Annotated in this window: 16 protein-coding genes and 2 tRNA genes; 6 read left to right on the forward strand and 12 right to left on the reverse strand. The window is 56.1% G+C overall.

The annotated features are described in order from the left end of the window. The first annotated feature begins 8 nt into the window (after nt 1-8). A complete protein-coding gene (locus CAUR_RS05380) occupies nt 9-1,013 on the forward strand; it encodes an ABC transporter permease (protein WP_012660593.1) in 1,005 nt (334 codons plus the stop codon). A gap of 11 nt (nt 1,014-1,024) precedes the next feature. Next, entirely contained in the window at nt 1,025-2,002 is a 978-nt protein-coding gene (locus tag CAUR_RS05385) for an ABC transporter permease (protein ID WP_012256917.1), read from the forward strand. A 220-nt stretch (nt 2,003-2,222) separates the two neighbouring features. On the opposite strand, the gene CAUR_RS05390 is transcribed toward CAUR_RS05385, so the two are convergent. The 3 genes from CAUR_RS05390 to CAUR_RS05400 form a co-directional block, all read right to left on the reverse strand. Next, nucleotides 2,223-3,392, reverse strand: coding sequence for an acyl-CoA dehydrogenase family protein (locus CAUR_RS05390; RefSeq protein WP_012256918.1), 1,170 nt, complete (start codon nt 3,390-3,392; stop codon nt 2,223-2,225). A gap of 104 nt (nt 3,393-3,496) precedes the next feature. Next, on the reverse strand, nt 3,497-5,254 hold the full coding sequence (locus CAUR_RS05395) for a CocE/NonD family hydrolase (RefSeq protein ID WP_012256919.1): 1,758 nt from the start codon (nt 5,252-5,254) through the stop codon (nt 3,497-3,499). Nucleotides 5,255-5,292: 38 nt separating this feature from the next. Continuing rightward, nucleotides 5,293-5,496 (reverse strand): hypothetical protein, encoded by a 204-nt coding sequence (locus CAUR_RS05400; RefSeq protein WP_044233485.1) that lies wholly within the window; start codon nt 5,494-5,496, stop codon nt 5,293-5,295. A 215-nt stretch (nt 5,497-5,711) separates the two neighbouring features. Between CAUR_RS05400 and CAUR_RS05405 the strand changes: the two genes are divergently transcribed. Beyond that, complete coding sequence (locus CAUR_RS05405; protein ID WP_012256920.1) at nt 5,712-6,101, forward strand: isoamylase early set domain-containing protein; 390 nt, start codon at nt 5,712-5,714, stop codon at nt 6,099-6,101. Nucleotides 6,102-6,368: 267 nt separating this feature from the next. On the opposite strand, the gene CAUR_RS05410 is transcribed toward CAUR_RS05405, so the two are convergent. Beyond that, nucleotides 6,369-8,300 (reverse strand): hypothetical protein, encoded by a 1,932-nt coding sequence (locus CAUR_RS05410; protein WP_012256921.1) that lies wholly within the window; start codon nt 8,298-8,300, stop codon nt 6,369-6,371. A 128-nt stretch (nt 8,301-8,428) separates the two neighbouring features. Between CAUR_RS05410 and CAUR_RS05415 the strand changes: the two genes are divergently transcribed. Both CAUR_RS05415 and CAUR_RS05420 read left to right on the forward strand, forming a co-directional pair. Continuing rightward, entirely contained in the window at nt 8,429-10,909 is a 2,481-nt protein-coding gene (locus tag CAUR_RS05415) for an ATP-dependent Clp protease ATP-binding subunit (RefSeq protein ID WP_012256922.1), read from the forward strand. 103 nt (nt 10,910-11,012) lie between these two features. Further along, nucleotides 11,013-12,092: a GAF domain-containing protein gene (locus CAUR_RS05420; RefSeq protein ID WP_012256923.1), complete on the forward strand. Its 1,080-nt coding sequence runs from the start codon at nt 11,013-11,015 to the stop codon at nt 12,090-12,092. Nucleotides 12,093-12,239: 147 nt separating this feature from the next. Here the strand turns inward: CAUR_RS05420 and CAUR_RS05425 are convergent, their stop codons facing one another. The 5 genes from CAUR_RS05425 to CAUR_RS05445 all read right to left on the reverse strand — a co-directional run bounded on the left by CAUR_RS05425 (nt 12,240) and on the right by CAUR_RS05445 (nt 16,257). Continuing rightward, nucleotides 12,240-13,490: a hypothetical protein gene (locus CAUR_RS05425; RefSeq protein ID WP_012256924.1), complete on the reverse strand. Its 1,251-nt coding sequence runs from the start codon at nt 13,488-13,490 to the stop codon at nt 12,240-12,242. 291 nt (nt 13,491-13,781) lie between these two features. Continuing rightward, nucleotides 13,782-14,270, reverse strand: a complete 489-nt coding sequence (locus CAUR_RS05430) for a hypothetical protein (RefSeq protein ID WP_012256925.1) — start codon at nt 14,268-14,270, stop codon at nt 13,782-13,784. Between the two features lie 190 nt (nt 14,271-14,460). Continuing rightward, nucleotides 14,461-15,015, reverse strand: coding sequence for a hypothetical protein (locus tag CAUR_RS05435; RefSeq protein ID WP_012256926.1), 555 nt, complete (start codon nt 15,013-15,015; stop codon nt 14,461-14,463). Continuing rightward, the gene (locus CAUR_RS05440) at nt 15,012-15,650 is read right to left on the reverse strand and encodes a ribonuclease HII (RefSeq protein ID WP_012256927.1); all 639 of its coding nucleotides are present in this window, start codon (nt 15,648-15,650) and stop codon (nt 15,012-15,014) included. The genes CAUR_RS05435 and CAUR_RS05440 overlap by 4 nt, the downstream gene beginning before the upstream one ends. Next, nucleotides 15,628-16,257, reverse strand: a complete 630-nt coding sequence (locus tag CAUR_RS05445) for a class I SAM-dependent methyltransferase (RefSeq protein WP_012660596.1) — start codon at nt 16,255-16,257, stop codon at nt 15,628-15,630. Before CAUR_RS05445 ends, CAUR_RS05440 begins: the two co-directional genes overlap by 23 nt. An 804-nt stretch (nt 16,258-17,061) precedes the next feature. Between CAUR_RS05445 and CAUR_RS05450 the strand changes: the two genes are divergently transcribed. Continuing rightward, complete coding sequence (locus CAUR_RS05450; protein ID WP_012256929.1) at nt 17,062-17,505, forward strand: zinc ribbon domain-containing protein; 444 nt, start codon at nt 17,062-17,064, stop codon at nt 17,503-17,505. Nucleotides 17,506-17,812: 307 nt separating this feature from the next. On the opposite strand, the gene CAUR_RS05455 is transcribed toward CAUR_RS05450, so the two are convergent. The 3 genes from CAUR_RS05455 to CAUR_RS05465 form a co-directional block, all read right to left on the reverse strand. Next, nucleotides 17,813-17,886, reverse strand: a tRNA-Gln gene (locus CAUR_RS05455). A 3-nt stretch (nt 17,887-17,889) separates the two neighbouring features. Beyond that, nucleotides 17,890-17,976 (reverse strand) — tRNA-Leu (locus tag CAUR_RS05460). A gap of 372 nt (nt 17,977-18,348) precedes the next feature. Next, a complete protein-coding gene (locus CAUR_RS05465) occupies nt 18,349-20,472 on the reverse strand; it encodes a cyclic nucleotide-binding domain-containing protein (protein WP_012256930.1) in 2,124 nt (707 codons plus the stop codon). Nucleotides 20,473-20,530 lie beyond the last annotated feature (58 nt).

The raw sequence follows: 20,530 nt of genomic DNA on the forward strand, positions 1-20,530 counted from the left end.
GCATGCCTATGACAGCCTATATCATTCGGCGCATTCTGTGGAATATCCCCGTTCTCATCATTGTTGGCTTTATTACCTTCGGTATTGCCAAGCTAACACCGGGTGGGCCATTCGATACCCAACCTGAACGGCGGCAGCTCTCGCCGCGGGTTGAAGCAATTTTGCGTGAGCGCTTTGGGATGGATTTGCCGTTCTGGCGGCAGTTTACCCGCTATATGTTTTTTGATATTGTGCCCGATACGCGCACCGGTGAATGGAAGATTCAATGGGGTGCCATTGCCGGGAATCTCGGCCCAACCTACGCTTCACGCGGAGCGCGGACGGTACAGCAGGAATTGTTTGAAGGCACACCATCCCGACCGAGTAAGTTTTATTATTCGGCACGTCTGGGGTTGCAGGCACTGGCCTTTGCCGTTGTGTTTGGCATTCCGCTTGGTATCCTGGCAGCATTACGACAAAATACCTGGCTTGATTATCTGCTCTCACTCTCATCAACCATCTTTGTTGCGTTGGGAACACTGATTACCAGTCTGATTCTGGTCATTATCTTTGCCGTCATCCTCAACTGGTTTACGGTTATTCCAGACTGGAATGATCCGATCAAGCCGTGGGTCTTGCCAACCGTCGCGCTTGGTTCGACCAGCATGGCATTCATTGCCCGCCTGACGCGGGCCAGCGTGCTGGAAGTGAAGCGTCAGGACTATATTCGCACTGCGCAGGCAAAAGGACTGGCCGGCCACGTGATTATCTGGCGTCATATGCTGAAAAATTCGTTACTGCCGGTGGTGACTATTCTGGGGCCGGCGCTGGCCGGTTTGATTACCGGTACCCTGTTTGTTGAAACTATCTTTCAGGTTCCCGGTATGGGTCGCACCTTCGTTGACGCCATCGGTAAGCGTGACTATTCGATGATTATGGCCGGATCGCTCATCTATGTCTTTTTCCTGGGCATTGCCAATTTACTGGTCGATATTGCTTACGGTATTCTTGATCCACGTATTACCTACAAGTAGTGAGGAACAGTGTGACTTCATCGGCCAGACCACTGACAAATCCTATCGACCTTCAGAACTTAAATACGAAACCGCGTAGCTTGTGGTCAGATGCACTACGCCGGCTGCGCCGTAATCGGGCCGCAATGGTAGGGTTGCTGGTTATTGTGCTGTATGTGATTGTTGCAATTGCCGCACCGTGGCTGGCACCCTACAACCCTGTTCAGCAAATCCCGAACAACAGTTTACGTCCACCGGCCTGGGTAACCGATAATCCGGCCCGGATGGGGGTGCCGGAGCATCTGCTGGGCACCGATACCCTGGGCCGCGATGTGCTATCGCGCTTAATGTATGCGATCCGGGTCTCGCTGATTGTCGGGATTGTGCCACAATTTGCCATTCTGCTGATTGGTGTCACCATCGGCTTAATATCGGGCTTTGCCGGCGGTTGGCTCGATAATCTGTTAATGCGGTTTACCGAGATTGTAGCCGCCTTCCCGGATTTGCTGTTCATCATCGCGTTATCAACCGCATTTCGCGAAACGTGGCTGGGCCGTACCTTTAATGGCCTGTTGCTGATTTTCATTGCGGTGTCGCTGGTCAGTTGGACCGGCATTGCCCGGCTGGTACGCGGTCAGGTGTTGTCGTTGAAGGAGAAGGAGTTTGTAGAGGCGGCCCGCACCATCGGCGTGCCTACGCTGGCCATCCTCTGGCGGCATATTTTGCCCAACACTCTGGCTCCGATCATTGTGTCCACGTCGTTTAGCATTCCGGCGTTGATCAGCGCCGAAGCTGTACTGACTATTCTCGGTGTCGGGATGCGCCCCTCGCTCGATCCCGATAATCCGTTCCCTACCAGTCTGGGTGTGATGCTGACTGAAGGCTACAACAATCTATCATCCGGGCCGTGGTTGCTCAGCTTTCCGGTGATTTTGATCGCCGGTCTGATGCTGTCGTTCACCTTCCTCGGCGATGGATTGCGTGATGCGCTCGATCCGCGTGAACGGTAAGAGAGCAGGTTCCCTCGCCGTGGGTGGCAGAAGCGTAGCAGCAGCATTTCCGCCCCGCACGCAATGCTGCACATTTCGGAGAGGATACCGTTGCCAGATGGGATTGCCCGTGGTGCATGGGTATGCTGCGGCAGCCACGCTGCCGCAGCAGCCGTGATCACGATCAGGTACGGGGGCAGCGGGAACCATACGTCACCGCCGGTTCCCGCCCCCAGACCCCTCAATACAACCGTACCTTGTAACCAACCTGCTTGAGCAGCTCGCTGGCAATCACGTGGCGCTGAATCTCATTGGTACCCTCAAAGATGCGGGTTACGCGGGCATCGCGGTACATCCGCTCCAGGGGCAGTTCACGTGAGAAGCCCATGCCACCGTGAATCTGAATCGCCTCGTCGATGATCTGGCTGGCCATCTCGGTGCAGTAGAGCTTGACGATGCTGCTTTCGAGCGTCGCCTGCTGACCGGCGTCAACCCGACGGGCACAGTCGTAGACGATCTGCTCCATGGTGTAGAGCTTCACCGCCATATCGGCCAGCTTGAATTGCAACGCCTGAAATTCGGCAATCGGGCGCCCGAACTGATGGCGCTCAACCATGTACCGGCGGCTCAGTTCAAAGGCTTCCTTCGCCGACCCGATGCTGCTTGCGCCCAACCCACAGCGCCCGATGTCGAGCGTGCGCATCGCGAGCGGAAAGCCCATACCGACCTGACCGAGCACATTTTCTGCCGGAACCCGGCAATCCTCGAAGTAGAGGCTGGCCGTGTGCGAGGCGCGCAAGCCCATCTTCTCTTCCACCTTCCCGACCCGGAAACCGGGCATGGTCTTCTCGACGATGAAGGCAGTAATACCACCACGCGCACCGAGGTTCTTGTCGGTTGCGGCAAAGACCACGATGACATCGGCAAAGCTGCCGTTGGTGATCCACATCTTCTGACCGTTGATCACCCACTCATCGCCACGTCGTTCGGCGGTCGTCTGAATGTGAGCCGCATCTGAGCCGGCATTGGGTTCGGTGAGCGCCCAAGCGCCCCACTTCCGGCCTTCGATCAGGGCACGAAGGTAGGTCTCTTTTTGCTGCTCGGTGCCACCGAGATAGATACTCATCGCCGCCAGTTGCGAATGAGCACCAATGATGGTGGCATGGCTGGCACAGACCCGGTTCAGTTCTTCCATCAACACGCAGTAGCCGGTAATGCCCAGCTCAAGCCCACCGTACCGTTCGGGGAAGGGTACGCCAAGAAACCCTAGCTCAGCCGCTTTCTTCATCGTCTCGAAGGGCACGCGCTCCTCTTCATCGATGGCACGTGCAATCGGGCGAATCTCTTTGTCAACGAACTCACGCACCGCCTGTCGCAGCATCTTGATCTCTGCACTGTGCTCGTACTCCATTGTCGTAGCTCCCTTCGTTCATACAATACCTGCCATCAACCGAACCTGACTGCCATCTATCCCAAGACGGATCAGAGAAGATGCTACCAACTGGTCAGTCTGTTTCACGTTGCGGATGCAGTTTGATCACGCGATACTGTGCCATTCACCACCGGCAAAATCAATACCGACGGATGGGCAGCATCGTGATAAATAGACTGTTCCAGCGGTGAACCACCGTTTCTCTGTCCATAAGGGCTATGATCACCGGGATGCGGCCCCCATCGCGGACTGCCGCCACCGGTCACCTGTAAACGCAGGCGATGCCCGCGCCGAAAGCGCTGGGCAGTTGCTGAGAGATCGATCTCGATACGGCGTGAGCCATCGGGCTGGCATTCGCCAATGTCTGGCCGCACACGAATGATACCATCGCAAATGTTAATACTCCGCCCATCGGGGTAGACATCGCACAGCCGACCGACAACATCGAAAAAGGGGCGATCACTCTTGACATAGAGGACCAGGCGCACCGGCCCGATCACATCTAGATCGGCAGTAAGCGGGGGACTGGTAAATGTCAACACATCACTCCGCGCCTCAAGCGCACGTTGATCACGTGGCCCGGCCAGCGGACTCAGGACGGCACCGCCAATCGATGGCGGCGGATCGGCAGGATTGTAGCAAAACCTGCTCGGTTGCGCAGCGGCCGGTGGTGGTTGCCGGTCAAGCCCCCGTCCTGGCTGGAGAAAGTAGCGGTGCAGGGTTGCCGGTGGCGGCCAGAAATCCATCTCGTGCCACTCGTTACTGCCCATAAGTTTAAGCCACACCGGTCGGCGGGCCAACAACTCGCGTTTGCCCTTCAGATGAGCGTCAAACCACCACAACCCCTCGCGCATCCCTTCCAGTGGTTGTGAAAGACCGGTATGCGCCAGTGGCAGAATCGTCAGGTATGGACGCTTACCGGCTGCGACCAGCGCCGCGTAATCGGCCAACTGGCCGGAGAGAAAAATATCGTACCAGCCGGCAACCAGATGGACAGCAGCGTCAATCCGGTGCAACTGACGATGCATATCAACCCGCGACCAGTAGGCGCCCTGGGGATCGGTATCGGTGAGCCAGCGCTGGAAAAAGGATACCGGCGCACCGGTCGCGATAGTATCGGCTGTGGCGTAAGGCTGGTGATGAAGAGCGCGATCCAGAATCCGCTCGCCGACCACAAACACTCGCCACAGCGCAGACAGGTCGAGGTTATGACGGTGGCGGTCAGAGGCATCGATCAAAAAGACCCAACGCAGCGTTGACTCGAAGGCGAATGCACCGCCGGGATAGAAGAGTGGCGAGAAGCGGGCACTGGTCATGATTGGGACAATCGCCTTCAGATATGGCGGCCCATCAATCGCCAACCCCCACTGCGCATAGCCGACATAGCTCGGCCCCCACAAGCCAAGATTGCCATCGAACCAGGGTTGGGCAGCAATCCAGTCCATCGTCGCCCGCCCATCGGCAGCTTCATTCACAAACGGCTCAAATTCGCCTTCAGAGCGGTAACGCCCGCGTACTCCCTGCACGATCACGTTGTAGCCACGTTCAGCAAAGAGCATACAACCGGTATGCTCAAAGACACCCAGCGGGCCAAGTTCGCCGGGACGACCGTAAGGTGTACGGATGAGAATCGTCGGGTGTGGGCCACCTGTGCGTGGGGCATAGTGGTCAGCGTAGAGGGTGACACCATCGGGCATACGAATAGGAATGTCACGCACCACCCGGACGGCATATTCAGCGGGGCGCAAACCAAGGAGCCTCGCCAGTAAAGGGCGACGTAGAGCGAAGAGCGTTGCTGCCGTTACTCCGGCTCCAGCCAGCGACCAACCGATCCAGCGCATGTGCCACTCCGCTATGCCTTACTTTATAACACAATGCGTCATTGATGATAGCACAGCAGGGCGGTTGCTGTCAACGGTACGAGAAAGTGGATGCCCGGTGGAATGATCGAACGTGACGGTGCCGCATTTGCCCGGTGATAGTCGTAACCAACCAGATCGGCTAACGATACATTGCCACTACCTGAATCACTTATCCCAACCAGCGGATGAAGTAATACAATGTCGGGATGATTCAATAGCAACAGCGCCCAATCTCGATTCCGACAACGAACGACAGTACCAGGCTACATGCGCCGGGCTTCCTGCGAGAGGTTTCATACCGCTCTTGATACATTGTACCGATGGTGCAGCAAGACCGAGACGCAACACCTATCGACATAACCGCGAGGGGCATGCTATAATTTGAAAAACAACTGACAGTGTAGTCACAACGACGGCCTGACAAAGGAGTTTGGCCATGATTGCGAAACAGCCCGGCCCCGCCGGAAAAGTACGAGTGACGTTCTCGCTCCCTGCCTCATTGTGGGCCGACACAATCTACCTCGTCGGCGACTTTAACGGCTGGAATCCTCACGCTACCCCGCTCCGCGCAACCGAACATGGCTGGATGATTACGCTCGATCTGGAAGCCGGGCGAACCTACCAGTACCGTTACCTTGTCAACGGCAACGAATGGCATAACGACTGGAATGCCGACGGCTATGCCCCTAATCCCTACGGCGGTAATAACTCGGTGGTTGAGACGAACATCTTCGCCGATCCCGTACCCAGAGCAGAGCGGGTAGTAGGATCAGTACAGTCGGTAAAATCCTTCCCGCCGCGGCTACGGCTCGTCTCGAACGGTTAGGGGGAGATTGAATGTATCGGTAGGAGTACACAGCCGTGTGCCCCTATCGCTGCGACGTGGCAGGTACAGACTGTCTACCTGCCCAATCGAAGAATCTCCATTCCGGCGAGGCGATTGGGCTGGAACCATACTCCCGCCCTCGCTCAACGTCTCGCCTGGACTTGACGTATCTTGTTCACCCCCAGCGCTCCCTCCTGCTGTATATCCTATTTCCTCTCTCCTATTTCCTATTTTCTCTTTTCTCCCACCACCTACCGAACGGTACCGTTACCCAATATGACGCTTCACCATAATGTATTCATACCAGCGGTCGGCAAGTCGCAGTGAGAGGTAAACAAATGATAAGACAACCGCCGTCTTCCCGATCCAATGCTGGCGCCAGAGCCAATCGATGGCCAGTGCCATACAGAGAGCGGCCAGCGGCAACATAAAGAAGACCTGCTTCAGAATCATGTCGGCAATATTCCAGCTCACCAGTGAGTAAAGCAGAAGCACAGCCCACCAGCCGATGAGCAGACCGTGGGCGCGACGCGCTGCCGACCAGACCAGCACCGCACCGCCGAGGATCAGCAAAATGCCCGGCCAGGTCAGATGATTAAGCATAAAAGCGCCATCAATCAGTGGTGTCGGTAACGGTGGTGCATCGGCGCGACCCACCCGCTGACCGAGCGCTGCACCGATGGCAGGTATAGTTTCGGCTACAATCACCGGTACATACCACATGTGGTAAATGAGAAATGCCGCTCCCTCGGCAATTGCCAGCCCCAATAAGATCAGCCTGCCCCGATGACGCGCCAGTGTTTCGCGACGAACCAGTTCAAACAGTGCATAGATGCCCATCATTGTAAAGGCCATAATCCCCACAACAGTGTAGGTCAGCATTGCCAGGGCTGCGGCAGCGGCAACCCCCCACAATGCCCGCCGCTCTTCAGGTCGATCATCGTAAGCCAGCACAACCGCAATCAAGACCAGGGTCCCCCAAAGTCCCAGTTGGGTCGGCCAGTTGCCCCACGAAATCAGAAAATAGGGCATCAGCAGCAGATGATAACAACCGGCGGCTATTACGGCCAGCCCCGGACGTCCAAACAGGCGAAGGGCAATGTAGGCGATGAGTAGACTCCGGGATACGTCAAGAGCTGTGTTCAAAACGTTCGATGCCAGACCCAGATCAATACCGATCAGGCCAAACGGCGCTGTAATCAGATACCAGAGAGGTGAATACGGAAAATGCCCTCCCTCAAAGCCCACGGTATCACCCAACAGCGTTACTCGACTCGGTACCACCAGCTCCAGAAACCGGCCATCGAGTACCATTTGAGTGCGCGGGACGTGCCAGCGTTCATCATACACAATTGTTTGCGGGTAAATCACGCCACCGATCTTGATCAATGCCGCCAGCAACACAATCCGCCAGAGCCACGTCTCGTGCCATTGAGGGAGCGTTTCGCCGCCACGGGCGAAGGCGAAGCGGGTGAAAGCCCGGAGTGGCCCTAAACAAAGGTGTAATCCCACCAGCAACCCAACCAGCATTGGGGTAAAGATGGCCCACCAGATGCGAAACGATGCCAGCAGGCCACCCAGTGTGATGAGTGCTGCAAGCGTGATAACCGTCGCAGGCTGGCGCTCAACCGCTACCCGGCGCAATAACCAGTAGCCCAAACCACCGATCAGCGCCAGATACAATGCCTGCCAAAACGGCCAGCCGTATGCCAATTGATATGCGGCAATCCAGTCAATCGCCACCCCCAGCCGTCGGGGATCAGTCGGTGTGGTGAAGGTCGTGCTGGTCAATTGTATGCGCAAATCATCATCCCCTGGCGGCAAGAGGAGATAGTAGCGCGCAGGATCGCTGCGCAGTTGCAACCGAATCGGCTCGGTTTCACTGGTTGCCAGAAATAGTTCTGCCGGTGGAATTCCCTCTGGCCGATACCCGTTTGCACGCATGACGAGTGTTGTCCAACTGGAACCAATGCCAGGAAATGTGACTATCGCCTGCTCTTTCGTAAAAGAATACGAGAACTGCGGATTCCGCTCCAGACCATGAAATCCTTCCAGGTAGGGCTGGGCATACGTGGTACCAATATCGAGAATACCCATCGGTGGAACCAGACTGGATATACCGGCGCAGACTATCCCCATACACATCACACCGATCATCAACCAGATGTCGGCTGATGAAGGCCATAGCCATCGCTTCATAATATCTCCATTAACACAAATCCAACAGTCTACCCCTGTTTTCGACCACTTCCTGTGCTATACTACCAGAGCAGATCAATGTTGTGATCTGCTAACCCGCCTCCGGCGGACACAATAGAGGGACTGCGATGAGACTGGAGCGATTTACCGAAAAAGCGCAAAATGCCTTCCATATTGCGCAAGAGATTATGCAGGAGCATCAACATTCACAGCTCGATGTTGAGCATCTCTTTCTGGCGATGCTCCGGCAGCGTGATGGTCTGGCAGCTCGTGCGTTGGCGCGGTTGAACGTAGACCCCCACGAGGTGGAACGACGTGTCGAACGCGAGCTGGAAAAGCTCCCTAAGATTCTCAGCCCATACGGTATGGGCAGTCAGGTCTATATTACGCCACGCACGCAGCGATTAGTCAAGCGGGCAGAGGAAGAGGCTAACCGCCTGGGAGACCAGTATGTTGGCCTTGATCATCTGCTGATCGGACTGGCCAATGAGCGTGATGGCCCATCGGCGCGGATTTTGCAGAGTTATCAGATTGATCAGGAGCGGATTTATCAGGTGTTGATGGAGATTCGTGGTAGCCAACGCAGCGATGACCCGTCGGCTGAGAGCCGCTACGAGATTTTGAGCAAGTATAGCGTCGATTTAACCGAGCTGGCCCGTGAAGATAAGCTCGATCCGGTGATTGGCCGTGAAGCCGAAATTACGCGGGTCATTCGCATCTTGTCGCGACGGACAAAGAATAATCCGGTGCTGGTCGGCGAAACCGGCGTCGGCAAGACGGCGATTGTCGAGGGATTGGCCCAGCGTATTGCGCGGGGTGATGTACCACCGACCTTACGTGATCGGAAGCTGCTGGCGCTCGATCTGGCCGGGATGGTTGCCGGTTCTAAGTTCCGTGGTGAGTTTGAAGAGCGCCTCAAAGCGGTCATGGACGAGGTGCGCAATGCGAAGGGGCGGATTATTCTCTTTATCGACGAATTGCATACGGTCGTCGGTGCCGGTGCTGCAACCGGTAGCATCGACGCCTCGAATATGCTGAAACCGGCCCTCTCGCGTGGTGAGATTCAGGTGATCGGCGCAACCACCATCGATGAGTACCGCAAGCATGTCGAGAAAGATGCTGCCCTTGAACGGCGCTTCTCACCGGTTTTCGTCGAAGAACCTGACCCGGAGACGACGGTCGAGATGCTGCGCGGCCTGCGCAAGCGCTACGAGGAGCATCATCAGCTTACTATCAGCGATGAAGCTCTACGGGCAGCCGTTCAGCTTTCGAGCCGGTATATTAATGATCGCTTCCTGCCTGACAAGGCGATAGATTTGATCGACGAAGCCAGTGCCAAGTTGCGCATCGATATCTTCTCGATGCCGCCTGAATTGAAGGCTAAAGAGGAAGAATTGACGCGACTTCAGGCCGAAGAGGAAGAGGCCGGTGCCCGACGTGATTACGAGCGGGCTGCCCTGCTCCGCTCCCGCTACCTTGCCCTCCAGGCCCAGTTTGAAGCCGAGCGCAATGAGTGGCTGGCACGCAACAACCTCGATGAAGTTGTCGATGATGAAGATGTGGCCCAGATCGTCTCAAGCTGGACGGGTGTGCCGGTCAGTCGTATGCTCGAAACCGAACGCGAGAAGCTCATCCATATGGAAGAGCGATTGCACGAGCGCGTGATCGGTCAGCACGAGGCGATTGTCGCCCTGAGCGATGCAATTCGCCGTGCCCGTTCTGGTCTGCGCGATCCACGGCGCCCGATTGGTTCGTTCCTCTTTGTTGGCCCAACCGGTGTTGGCAAAACTGAGCTGGCGCGTGCCCTCGCCGAGTTTATGTTTGACAGCGAAGAGGCGATGACCCGCGTCGATATGAGTGAGTATCAGGAACGCCACACCGTCAGTCGCCTGATCGGTGCGCCACCCGGTTACGTTGGCTATGATGAAGGTGGTCAGTTGACCGAGAGCATTCGCCGCCGACCGTACCAGGTCGTGCTCTTCGATGAGATCGAAAAGGCGCATCGCGATGTGTTCAATGCCCTCTTGCAGGTGCTTGACGATGGACGCTTGACCGACGGTCAAGGACGCACGGTCGATTTTCGCAATACCATCATCATCATGACCAGCAATGCCGGCACCGAACATCTGCAAGGCGGCGGGATTGGTTTCAATGTCGGGGGCAAAAACGCCAAAACGATTGATATGCGTGAGGCGCGAAAGAAGGTCGATGAAGCGCTGCGGCAGACCTTCCGGCCCGAATTTTTGAACCGGATCGATGAGATCATTCTCTTCCATCCGCTTTCGATGGACGATCTGACCAGGATCGTCGAACTCCAGATCGCCGATCTGGTGGAACGGCTGCGCGAACAGCAAATTGGTCTCAGCTTGACCCAGGCTGCCAAGGAATACCTGGTGCAAGAGGGGTACAATCCGGTCTTTGGTGCACGACCGTTGCGCCGCACCATCCAGCGCCTCCTCGAAACCCCGATCTCGCGGGAGCTGCTGCGCGGTATGTTCCGGGCCGGTGATCAGATAGAAGTAGATGTCGAGAATGGTCAACTGGTCTTCCATCGCGGTGGCATCTTGACAATGGAAGAACATCGCCCGGCTGAACCTCTTGATGCCTGAACTGTAATCTACGACGCCGGGTTTGTCATCTACATTCACCCGGCGTCGTGGTATTATCGTGGATGAAGATCATCAAGTCCTTTGTTCCAGATCAGGAGTGGCCGTGACTGCATCCGATGTCGCAACTCAACTTGTCGCTGCTCAGCGGCGTGCTGCCCGTCTGCGCAATGCCCTAACGACGGTAGGTGCGTTTTTCGCAACTGCTCGCCAGTCCGATCCCTTGCCAATGCTGCGCGATCTGTGCGGTGAGTGGCTTCTGGCCGATAAGGTCGAGATCATTGTTCCCGCCGGCACCGGTAGTTTACGCTCCCACGCTCCCACAGTGTTGGTTGGCCCGATTACGATTGGCCGTCGGGTTGTCGGACGTATCGAAGTGACACGGGCGACCCCTCCGTTTGACAGCGATGATCGTGAATTGCTCACGGCGCTCGGTCAAATTGTTGGCGCGGTGCTTGAACAGTCGTCACTTCAGGGGCAACTCGATCAGTACCTCAACCAGGCACGTGCCCACGCCGACACCCTCGACCAATTGTTGCAGTTTGGCCGGCTGGTTGTCAGCGCTACGGCCGATCCGCTCCATCTCGGCTTGCAACTGGCAACGCAGGTGCCGGCGATGGTTGGTGGTGAGCGAGCATCATTGTTGCTGATTCCGCTGGATAATGAAGAATCACCAATGTTGCTGCTCAGTAATGGTCACGTTACTACTCCAGAACGTGCTCGTGAGGTGCGCGAACACGGCTTTGCTGGTCTGGTGTTGCGAGAAGGACAACCGCTGATCATCGATGAGACAGAAGCTGACCGGCGCTGGCTGTCATTACGGACGCGCGAAATAGACGCCCCAACACGTTGTGCGATGGCTGCTCCGCTACGCTGGGGAACGCGCCTGCTCGGTGCAATTACGGTGACGACAACCCATAGTCGCCGTTTCGATAGTTCCCATCTCAATCTGCTGGAACTGGTCGCGTGTCACATCTCACTGGCAATCTACGCCGCCGACCTTGAAACCCGGCGTAAACGCAGTGTAAAGCTGTTAGGCGAGATCGAAACCCAGGCTCGCACTGCATTTGAACGCGCACGTGCCGGTGACCTTCAGGCGCTTACCGATCTCGAAGCACAATTCGCCCGTTTGCAAGAAGTGTACCGGTTGCTTGGGTTAAGTGTTTCACCCACCGTCAGCGAATAGCTTCCCCGATCTGGTAAGTAACACGTTGAGACCGTTTTCGGGTTTAATGCATAGTAGTGGGCAGAGGGAATTCCTCTGCCCACTCTTCACAGTCGCACAACGATGGCTGTTTACACGTTTGCGGTGATCGGGCATGCGATCCAGCCACTACTCGTCGGGATTGCCGTATTCGTTAATATTCGTCGGATCGGGATCATTGAAAGAGATATTGGGCGGCGTAACTGGATTGTTGTCTAACCCGATCTGGGGTACCGGTTGCGGATTGACAATTGTGTCAGTCGTTTGGGTCAGGGTAAAGGTAGCAATCACCAGTTGCTGACTCACTGCCCCTTGCGCGGTCAGTTGGTAGAATCCAACCGGTAGCCGTTCATCGAGGAACAGTTCGACCGTAAATTGACCGGCTACAGGGTCAGCAAAGGTCGAGGGGAAACCGCGCACCGATCCATCCGGCATCGTCAGCCAGATGTCTACGCGCTCACCTGGGAAGAAAAGGTCGCCGTTCGCGTAGAAGATCGAGCGCTGCGGGGCTTCGGCACCAAATGGCACCACGACCGATAGCCGGGCCGGGCCGCGTTGTGTGACCGGTCGGGAGCGCAGTTCAAAGTGGGCAAAGGCGCGAAAACCGCTGGTGTTGCCGAGGGCAGTCACGGTATAGCGGCCAACCGGATTCTTGCCCTCAAACTGGAATGATGTGGCGACGGCGCCGGAAGGTGTTGTCTGCACGACCTGCTGGCCGGGCGGAAAATCGATAACGGTGCCATCGGGGGCCGTGAGCCAGAATGAGACAAACTCACCACCGATGAACCCACGGCCGTCGATTTCGAGAATTTGTCCCTGTTGAATAACACTGGTGTCCTGTCCGTTCAACGTTGTGCGTAACTCCACATTTCCGGTTGGCCCTGGTCGGCCACCGGGAATCACGACAAAGAACGCTGAGGCGGTATTGGCGCCACCACTACTCAGACCGCGTCCGGTCAGTCGGTAGCAACCGTAGGGCCATGTACCCGGTATCGTAATGTTGAGCGAGAGCTGACCGTCATTATTGCTGAAGCGTGCAAACTGGACGTTGGTCGGCATATCGATCACGCCATCAAGCAATTGACTCGCCCCCAGCGTAAAAACCCGTCCGTCAGGAAAGGTGACATCGACTTCGACAGGTTCAGGGCCGAATGGTGGCTCAAGGACGCGATAATAATCGAAGTGGGCCAGCAGGGTTTGGGTTTGGAAGATGGCCGGTGCCGGAGCACCCGTGGTTGCGCATGAGGCAAAACCTTGCGGTGTGAAGATTTCGACTCGTGCCCGTGAAGCGGCAGCACCATACGCGAAGAAGATGAGGACGAGAGCAATGAATGCACTGAATCCGACAGCAAAGACGGATCGTAATGAAAAGTTTTTCATGTACACCCCCCCGATAATGTTTTTTATGAAAAACCTGATACGGCAATGAGAAATATATGATAAGCTAGATTCAACGTACAATCTGCGTAGATTACGGTATCGTTACTCTCATATAAAGATGCGACGCACGGTAGCGGTGCGTCGCATCTTTATAGCTATATGTGTTCAAGATGCTGTTCAGCAATTATGTCACAATGGACTACGCAGAAATGGGGAGCATAGCACGCGGTGAAACGGTTGGGGGGTAATCAGACCCTGCGCACACGCTGGTATGCGTGTAGGCAACAGCTTCTAACCCTGCTCAGAGCGCTGTAATTCCTCTACTCGTTGCAATTGCACATAGAGCGGCGGCACACCAAAGAGCGCTCGCTCCCAATCGGTAACGCGCGGATTAATCTCGCCGAGTGACCAGCGGCCACCGATCCGAATGATCTGCGTCCCAAAGTGCTGTGGTCGGCCCAGTTCAATCAGCAGGCGATCCCACGCCATTGCTCGCAATGTCCAGGCTCGTTCATCACCCAACTCGGTGGCACGCCGCGCGAAGCGATGGGCATGATGAAAATCGGCAACCGACTCGCCACAGATCATGACCAGGCCGGCCAGAAAGTATGCACGCTCATCAGTGATATGTCCCTGCGCTTCCAGTTCCAGCACCCGATCACAACGTCGCCGACGCTCGGCTGATGTCGCTCCCCTTGCCTGGCCTTCAATGGCTTCGCTGGCAAGTCGACTCAGCTCGGTCAAAGGGTCTTCGGGAAGAAATTCATTATCTGGATCCATCAACAACTCCTTACAGTCTGACGGATAGATCAGGTCGTTTGCGGTTGGCACGTGGTTCCGCTTACGCCGGCTTTCGTGCGGTCTGTCTTCGTTACCTGAACAATGGGGCCGGCGTGATGCAATTGCTTACGCAGTACATGTAGTGTACCACGTCTTTGACAGGAAACCCTGCTCCCTGATGATGAATTGCTCAATCGCGGACCGATGCCTTTACCGATTGCCGACTTCTGAGCGGTTTGGTGTGATAGGCACAACGTTGGCAGAGAACTGTCCATTGCCATTGCTGATGCTGGTCATCGGGTCGTAGATAGACGCTAACCTTGCGACGACTCCCACAACGCACACAACGGCCACCGGCCCGCAGGTATATGTTCCAGACAAATGGCAGAGCGATGTGATCCAGCAGCAGATGGAGGGTTACGCCTGCGGCCAGCGGCCGTACCCAGGGCAGGCGCTGTGCCAGTGCCCAGAGTGGTGGCAGGACGATCAACGGATGGTGGAGGCGGGAACGCAGTGAGCCGTAGCGCGGTCGGCTATCGCCGGGTTGGGGAAAGCGATGACGGTAGCGGTTGTAATGAAGTGCGCCGCTAATGCTCCAGTCGCCGGTACGACTGATGTAGAGGGCCAGATGATCGAGATCGACCAAAACACCACCGGCGATCACCAGTGCTGCTGCCAGCGGTTGGCGAGGGTACAGGCTAACGGCCAGCAAAGTCGAAGTGATCAGGTGTTCTTGCAAGTTCATGATTGCTCCAGCGACAGCAAAGCCTCTATCACCGGCTGAAAGGTACGCCGATGCAGTGGCGAGGGGCCATATTGAGCGAGTGCGCGTCGGTGTACGGCTGTGCCATAACCTTTATGAAGTGCAAAACCGTAGTGTGGAAAGCAGTGATCGGCTGTTGCCATCAGCCGATCACGGGTAACTTTGGCAATGATGGATGCAGCCGCAATTGAGAGTGACCGTTCATCACCGCGCACCAGTGCCGTCTGCGGCAGGGATATACCAGGCAACTGCACAGCATCAATGATCAAGGCATCAACTGCACACGGCAGCGCCAGCAAGGCCTGGATCATTGCCAGTCTGGTTGCCGGCAGAATACCATACGCATCGATCAGAAATGCCGGTACAATCCCGACACCCACGCCCAGCGCATGGGTCTGAATGCTGGTGTAGATGCGCTCACGGGCACCGGCTGTCAATTGTTTCGAGTCGTTCACGCCGGCCAGCAGATCCGGCTGCCGATAGACCGCTGGAGAGAGTACAACTGCCGCTGCCACCACTGGCCCTGCCCAGCATCCACGACCGGCTTCGTCAATACCGGCCAGATTTGCATAGCCACGCCTTTGCAAGTCGTGCTCAATACTCAGATCGGGCAACATTCGGTTTTCCAATCATCACCAGTACACTGCTGTCTGCCACCTGTACGCGCTGTACCTGAAGCATAAAATCGCCAAATGGTACCGTTTTCGGCAATGTCCCTGTCTTGCGCCCCAACCATATCAGGCGGTAAATGGCATCGATGAACCGCCCGTAGCCACCTTCCAGTCGTCCGCCATCCACAATCACCAGATGACCATCAGGCGTGAGAACGCGCCGAATTTCGGCCTGGGTTGCCGGATCGAGAATGTATTCTGCCGGGAAGGTTGCACATACTGTGTCAAAACTCGCATCGGCAAAGGGTAGTCGGCGAGCGTCAGCCCGTACCAGTCGTCGGCCAAAGCGCGCTGCACGTCGAAGCATCGACGGCGACAGGTCGAGGCCGACAACACCGGGGCGGGTCGCGAGAGTCGCTTGCAGATAGCCAGGGCCACATCCCAACTCAAGAATGCGTCCGTGCAAAAATGGTTCAGCCGCCCGTACCCAGCGTTGCCAGTAGCCGCCCGACACTGCCCAGGCGACAACGTCATAACTCCAGGCAAACTCATTGTACAGGCGGTGAAATAACCAGCGGACAAGCTGTTGGTATACGGCGATCAACCCGTTCATCAACATCCACTCAATTCATGTTGTGGCAGGGTTACCTGTTGTCTGATATTTGAGCAATACTCAACACCGTCCAGCATCTCCCCTTGTAGGCGAGGCTGCTGCCAAATGTACAGCCTGCATAACCATGAGTGGTTACGGCGCGCAACACAGGTAATGAGCATCCCTTTACAAGACCAGCCAGTATTGTTATACCACATGCCAGTATGTGCGTCGCACGAGGGATAGACTTCATGACCCCACCAGATGATGACCCTGATACTGCACCTGGACGAGGTAGGAGCACGGCATGCCGTGCCCCTACCGCCTTACCGGTGACACACCTGAACGATGCATATTGTTGAGCAAGATTTGGTGTCAAGGGGTCAACGCAGGTATCAAGAGACTAAAACCTGTTTCAAAAAACATCTCCTGAAGTGATCTCATTCAGTGATTGTAACGTTCACACCCGGCATCCCCGTGATGAGTCGGGGCAACGGCCTGCCACGCACCGGATCACGAGCACGGCTAGCGCGGCAGCCATGCTGCCGCACTCCACACGACGCGCCACGGATACCTCTACCTGGCAAGGGTATCCTCGCCGAAACCCACTCCCACTGGGTGAGGAGCAGCAATGCTGGTGCTGCACTTCCACGCTTACAGGTAGTACCAGGGTGATCGTCAAATTTGAACTCTACTCATCAGCCTGTCTCAAACGCCGCTCACCCTGCTGCATCCACCGACCACCTTTGTTCGTCAAAGCTAGAGAAAGTAACTTGTCTGATGCTACAATGAACACAACCATACTCGACAGAAGGAGAATGAACGATGGGTATCTTAGATCAACTGGGGAAAACCTTTTCCCAGGTTACTGATCGGGCAAAGTTCGAGGCCGAGAAATTTCAAAAAACGACTCGTCTCCAGGCCGAGATTAATGAGTTACGTCGCCAGATCGATCAGAAACTGATGGAGATAGGGCAGCGTGCCTACGATTTGCAGCGGGCCGGTCAGATTCAGGTACCTTCATTAGCCGAGCTGGCGGCAGCCCTCGATCAGTTGCGTTCTACCTTGCTGGTGCGCGAAGAAGAGCTGAAGAAAGCGCAGAATGAGGTATACATCGAACCAACGCCCGCACCGCCACCGATGCAATCGGTGCCGATCAGCGAAGCCCCTGCGCCAACGGCTGGGCAAAAAATATGTCCGCAGTGCGGGTTTCAGATGCCGGCTACGGCCATCTTTTGTCCTGCGTGTGGCACGCGGGTTGTAAAATAATCCAGGTCGCTACCTTTGTCACCACAGAGGCACGGAGGACACAGCGGATGGGTATAACCTGAATTGCTGCCGTGAGGCGTAACGTAGCGCGTCGATGGGAACTCGATGCTCCCTACGTCGTTCATGCAGGTACGCTGCACGGCGGTACACGCAACGTCGCGCTGCTCATCAAGGCAGGCAGCCTCCGTGACCCGCTCACATCATAGATGGCAAGTCAGGTTAAAATAGCTTGATGCCCGGTACCGGGATGGCCAGATAAAAACCCCTTCTTCACGCCATTGTGAAGAAGGGGTTATATCGTTTTATTTGGCTGGGGGACAGGGATTCGAACCCCAACCGCCTGGGCCAGAACCAGGTGTTCTACCCTTAAACTATCCCCCAACGTGGTGCCGAAGGTGGGATTTGAACCCACACGAGGTCACCCTCACTACGCCCTGAACGTAGCGCGTCTGCCAGTTCCGCCACTTCGGCATGGCTCGGTTCCCCGACGCAGGTAAAATAATACTACGAGCACTGCACTTTGTCAAATGGGTACAGCCAGGGTGTCTTGTGCCAGGTCTTGCGCAACAATGTGCATCGTTCAGGGATGAGCCGCGTGCTGAATCGTTGTTGGGTGTATCAGCGGCGAGTCGCTGGTGAATTGGCGTCAGGGTAGGGGCGACGCATGCGTCGCCCCTACTACAGCCCGGTATCTCTAACGCAGGTGAGAAGTACTCGCCGGGAACCTCTTCTATTCCACAAGTGCTGCCCCGCCAGATGATCACCGTATCCACGACAGACACGATCATCACCGGTCGAGTTTGCCAGATATGGCATACCTCTCGGGATGCCATTGGCCGGCCGTTATCCAATCACCCGCAAGTGGAGAAATAAATCGGGATACGTCAGATAGAAGCGCTGGAGGGAAGAAGCCTCTATCGACCATACCACGCAGTCGCTAAGTGCGCGCACGGTCAGGCGATAGGGTTCGCCACGCAGGGCAGATCGCATCCCAAAACAGTCACCACTTCGTTCGCTCTCACCGTCACGCATGGCGCTATAGTGGACACGACCGTGTACCAGCAAGTAGCCGGTTGTGCTCATCTCGCCGCGCCGGCAGAGTACCGTACCGGCTGCGACCGTATGCGGCGTGAAATCCAGTGCCAGATCGAGTAGCGTAGCCCAGGGCAATTGCCCCAGTGTTGATTGTTGCCAGAGCCAGTCAGCGCGGGCAAAAGCCTCTGCCAATCCCAGTTGCCCGGCCACTCTGGTAAACAGATCTGGAGTGATTTGTAAGAGTTGCACGTCACTATGAGCCACCATAGTACTGGTGCGAGGCTCGCCAATCAAAGCACCGCGTTCACCCAGACTATTGCCACGCCCCAGGAAGCGTACCGATTCGTTGCCGACAATAATCTCCACGACTCCGCGGTGAATCACGTATGCGCAACCGTCAGAAGCTTCACCTTCACGGGCAATCACCTGTCCTGCCGGATACGAGACGATAGTACATTGGTTTGCCAGGTTTACCCGCTCTGCGACCGGGAGGCGGGCAAAAAGTGGGCAGATGGTGAAGGTTTCAAAGCGTTGACGTTGTTCGTCGTCGTAGACAATTTCACCTATCCCGACAATATGACCGCTCCCGGCAACTTCCACCCGGTCGGCCAGTTCGTCGGTTACCGTGAAGTCCTGACGGCTGGTGTGAGCCAGTACCAGTCGCCGACTGCGTGTGCTAAGGGTACGGAGCAGGTGTTCAGTCGGAGTGGTATGAATGGCACCACCACCCATATCGTGCACCAGAATTTCGACCCCATCGGCAAACTGACGGAGTTCGTCAAGCCGTTCGCTGCTCAGGTGTCCGGTTTGATGCAGGTGTTCCAGCCATGCTTCGTCGTACCGCATATCACCTGAATAACCAACACCGTTCACCCGCACCGCAATGGTGGGCACTGAATGAACTGCATAGGTTGCCGTAAAGTGATAGCCATGCAGGTCGAGTGGTTGCCCAGGATCAAGCGGGTAGAAGTCAAACAGTTCGGCAACTGTTGCCGGGGGAAGATCGAGCATGACACCCAAAACGCGCAGCAACGAGCGATAGATCGGCTGGGCCGTCACCAGTTGCACCCGTTTACCACCAGTGAGAATCAATTCAGGTAGACCGGCAATGTGGTCTTCATGGAGGTGCGAGATGACTACCAGGTCGATTTGCCGTGGAGAGAGACCAAGATGGGCCAGTCGCACATTCAGATAGGCCGCGGCATCAAACAAGAGGGGTTGATTGTTGCAAAAATAGGCGAGAAAGCAGGTTGTGATGCCGGTCGGATCAAAACCATCACTCCCCCCGATGAATTGGAGTGTGATCATCTGGCGCACGAGCGGACGTGGTGGGGCCACCGTCAGTGGCTGGGCAATGCCGGTAATCGTCGCCGGAATGCGTGCAATGTCAACCCCATGTTCGGTAAAATGAAAAGCATCGTCGTGATACGTGATCTGTACCTCGCCGAGGTTGCCGCCACCGGTTTCCAGCGCCACAATGGTGACCATATCGTCAACGGTCGGTGCGCGGCCAAGTGGCGGAAAGAAAGCTACCGTCGCACATTCCTCTTTCAACCAGCTTCCCGGCCAGTCTTCCGGTGCTGAAGGGCCGTTGATCGTCTCTTGTAACAGGATGCGTAGTCGTTGAGCCTGGGCTTCCGTGGGCGTGATTAATGTAATCCGCTGTTGTCGACCGAAGAAACTGGCATAGATCAGAAACTCGACGCTGGCATAATTGATCCCGCGTCGCACAAAGCCATGCGAACCCGGTTCACTCCCGGTCGGAGCATCAGGCGGTAGCAGAACATATTGCGGTGGCGTTAAGCCGTGCGCGAGCAGGAATTTCAGACTCTCCGGTGGACTGTTGACCTGGATATCGCCGGCAGTGGTCGTGACGACGTAGATGTCGTTGGGTAGACACCGTACTCGCTCCGTTGGTACTATCTTCTTCATACGCTCCTCCTGCCGACTGGTACTGAATGCTATACCTGTATAAACGTCTCGATAAACG

This window comes from Chloroflexus aurantiacus J-10-fl (assembly GCF_000018865.1).
GTDB lineage: Bacteria > Chloroflexota > Chloroflexia > Chloroflexales > Chloroflexaceae > Chloroflexus > Chloroflexus aurantiacus.

What these genes read in the sequence shown, in the direction of transcription:
- CAUR_RS05380 (WP_012660593.1), top strand. Translation starts at nt 9, where the DNA reads ATGACAGCCTATATCATTCGGCGCATTCTGTGGAATATCCCCGTTCTC.
- CAUR_RS05390 (WP_012256918.1), bottom strand. Translation starts at nt 3,392, where the DNA reads ATGGAGTACGAGCACAGTGCAGAGATCAAGATGCTGCGACAGGCGGTG.
- CAUR_RS05395 (WP_012256919.1), bottom strand. Translation starts at nt 5,254, where the DNA reads ATGCGCTGGATCGGTTGGTCGCTGGCTGGAGCCGGAGTAACGGCAGCA.
- CAUR_RS05405 (WP_012256920.1), top strand. Translation starts at nt 5,712, where the DNA reads ATGATTGCGAAACAGCCCGGCCCCGCCGGAAAAGTACGAGTGACGTTC.
- CAUR_RS05410 (WP_012256921.1), bottom strand. Translation starts at nt 8,300, where the DNA reads ATGAAGCGATGGCTATGGCCTTCATCAGCCGACATCTGGTTGATGATC.
- CAUR_RS05415 (WP_012256922.1), top strand. Translation starts at nt 8,429, where the DNA reads ATGAGACTGGAGCGATTTACCGAAAAAGCGCAAAATGCCTTCCATATT.
- CAUR_RS05425 (WP_012256924.1), bottom strand. Translation starts at nt 13,490, where the DNA reads ATGAAAAACTTTTCATTACGATCCGTCTTTGCTGTCGGATTCAGTGCA.
- CAUR_RS05430 (WP_012256925.1), bottom strand. Translation starts at nt 14,270, where the DNA reads ATGGATCCAGATAATGAATTTCTTCCCGAAGACCCTTTGACCGAGCTG.
- CAUR_RS05435 (WP_012256926.1), bottom strand. Translation starts at nt 15,015, where the DNA reads ATGAACTTGCAAGAACACCTGATCACTTCGACTTTGCTGGCCGTTAGC.
- CAUR_RS05440 (WP_012256927.1), bottom strand. Translation starts at nt 15,650, where the DNA reads ATGTTGCCCGATCTGAGTATTGAGCACGACTTGCAAAGGCGTGGCTAT.
- CAUR_RS05445 (WP_012660596.1), bottom strand. Translation starts at nt 16,257, where the DNA reads ATGAACGGGTTGATCGCCGTATACCAACAGCTTGTCCGCTGGTTATTT.
- CAUR_RS05450 (WP_012256929.1), top strand. Translation starts at nt 17,062, where the DNA reads ATGGGTATCTTAGATCAACTGGGGAAAACCTTTTCCCAGGTTACTGAT.
- CAUR_RS05465 (WP_012256930.1), bottom strand. Translation starts at nt 20,472, where the DNA reads ATGAAGAAGATAGTACCAACGGAGCGAGTACGGTGTCTACCCAACGAC.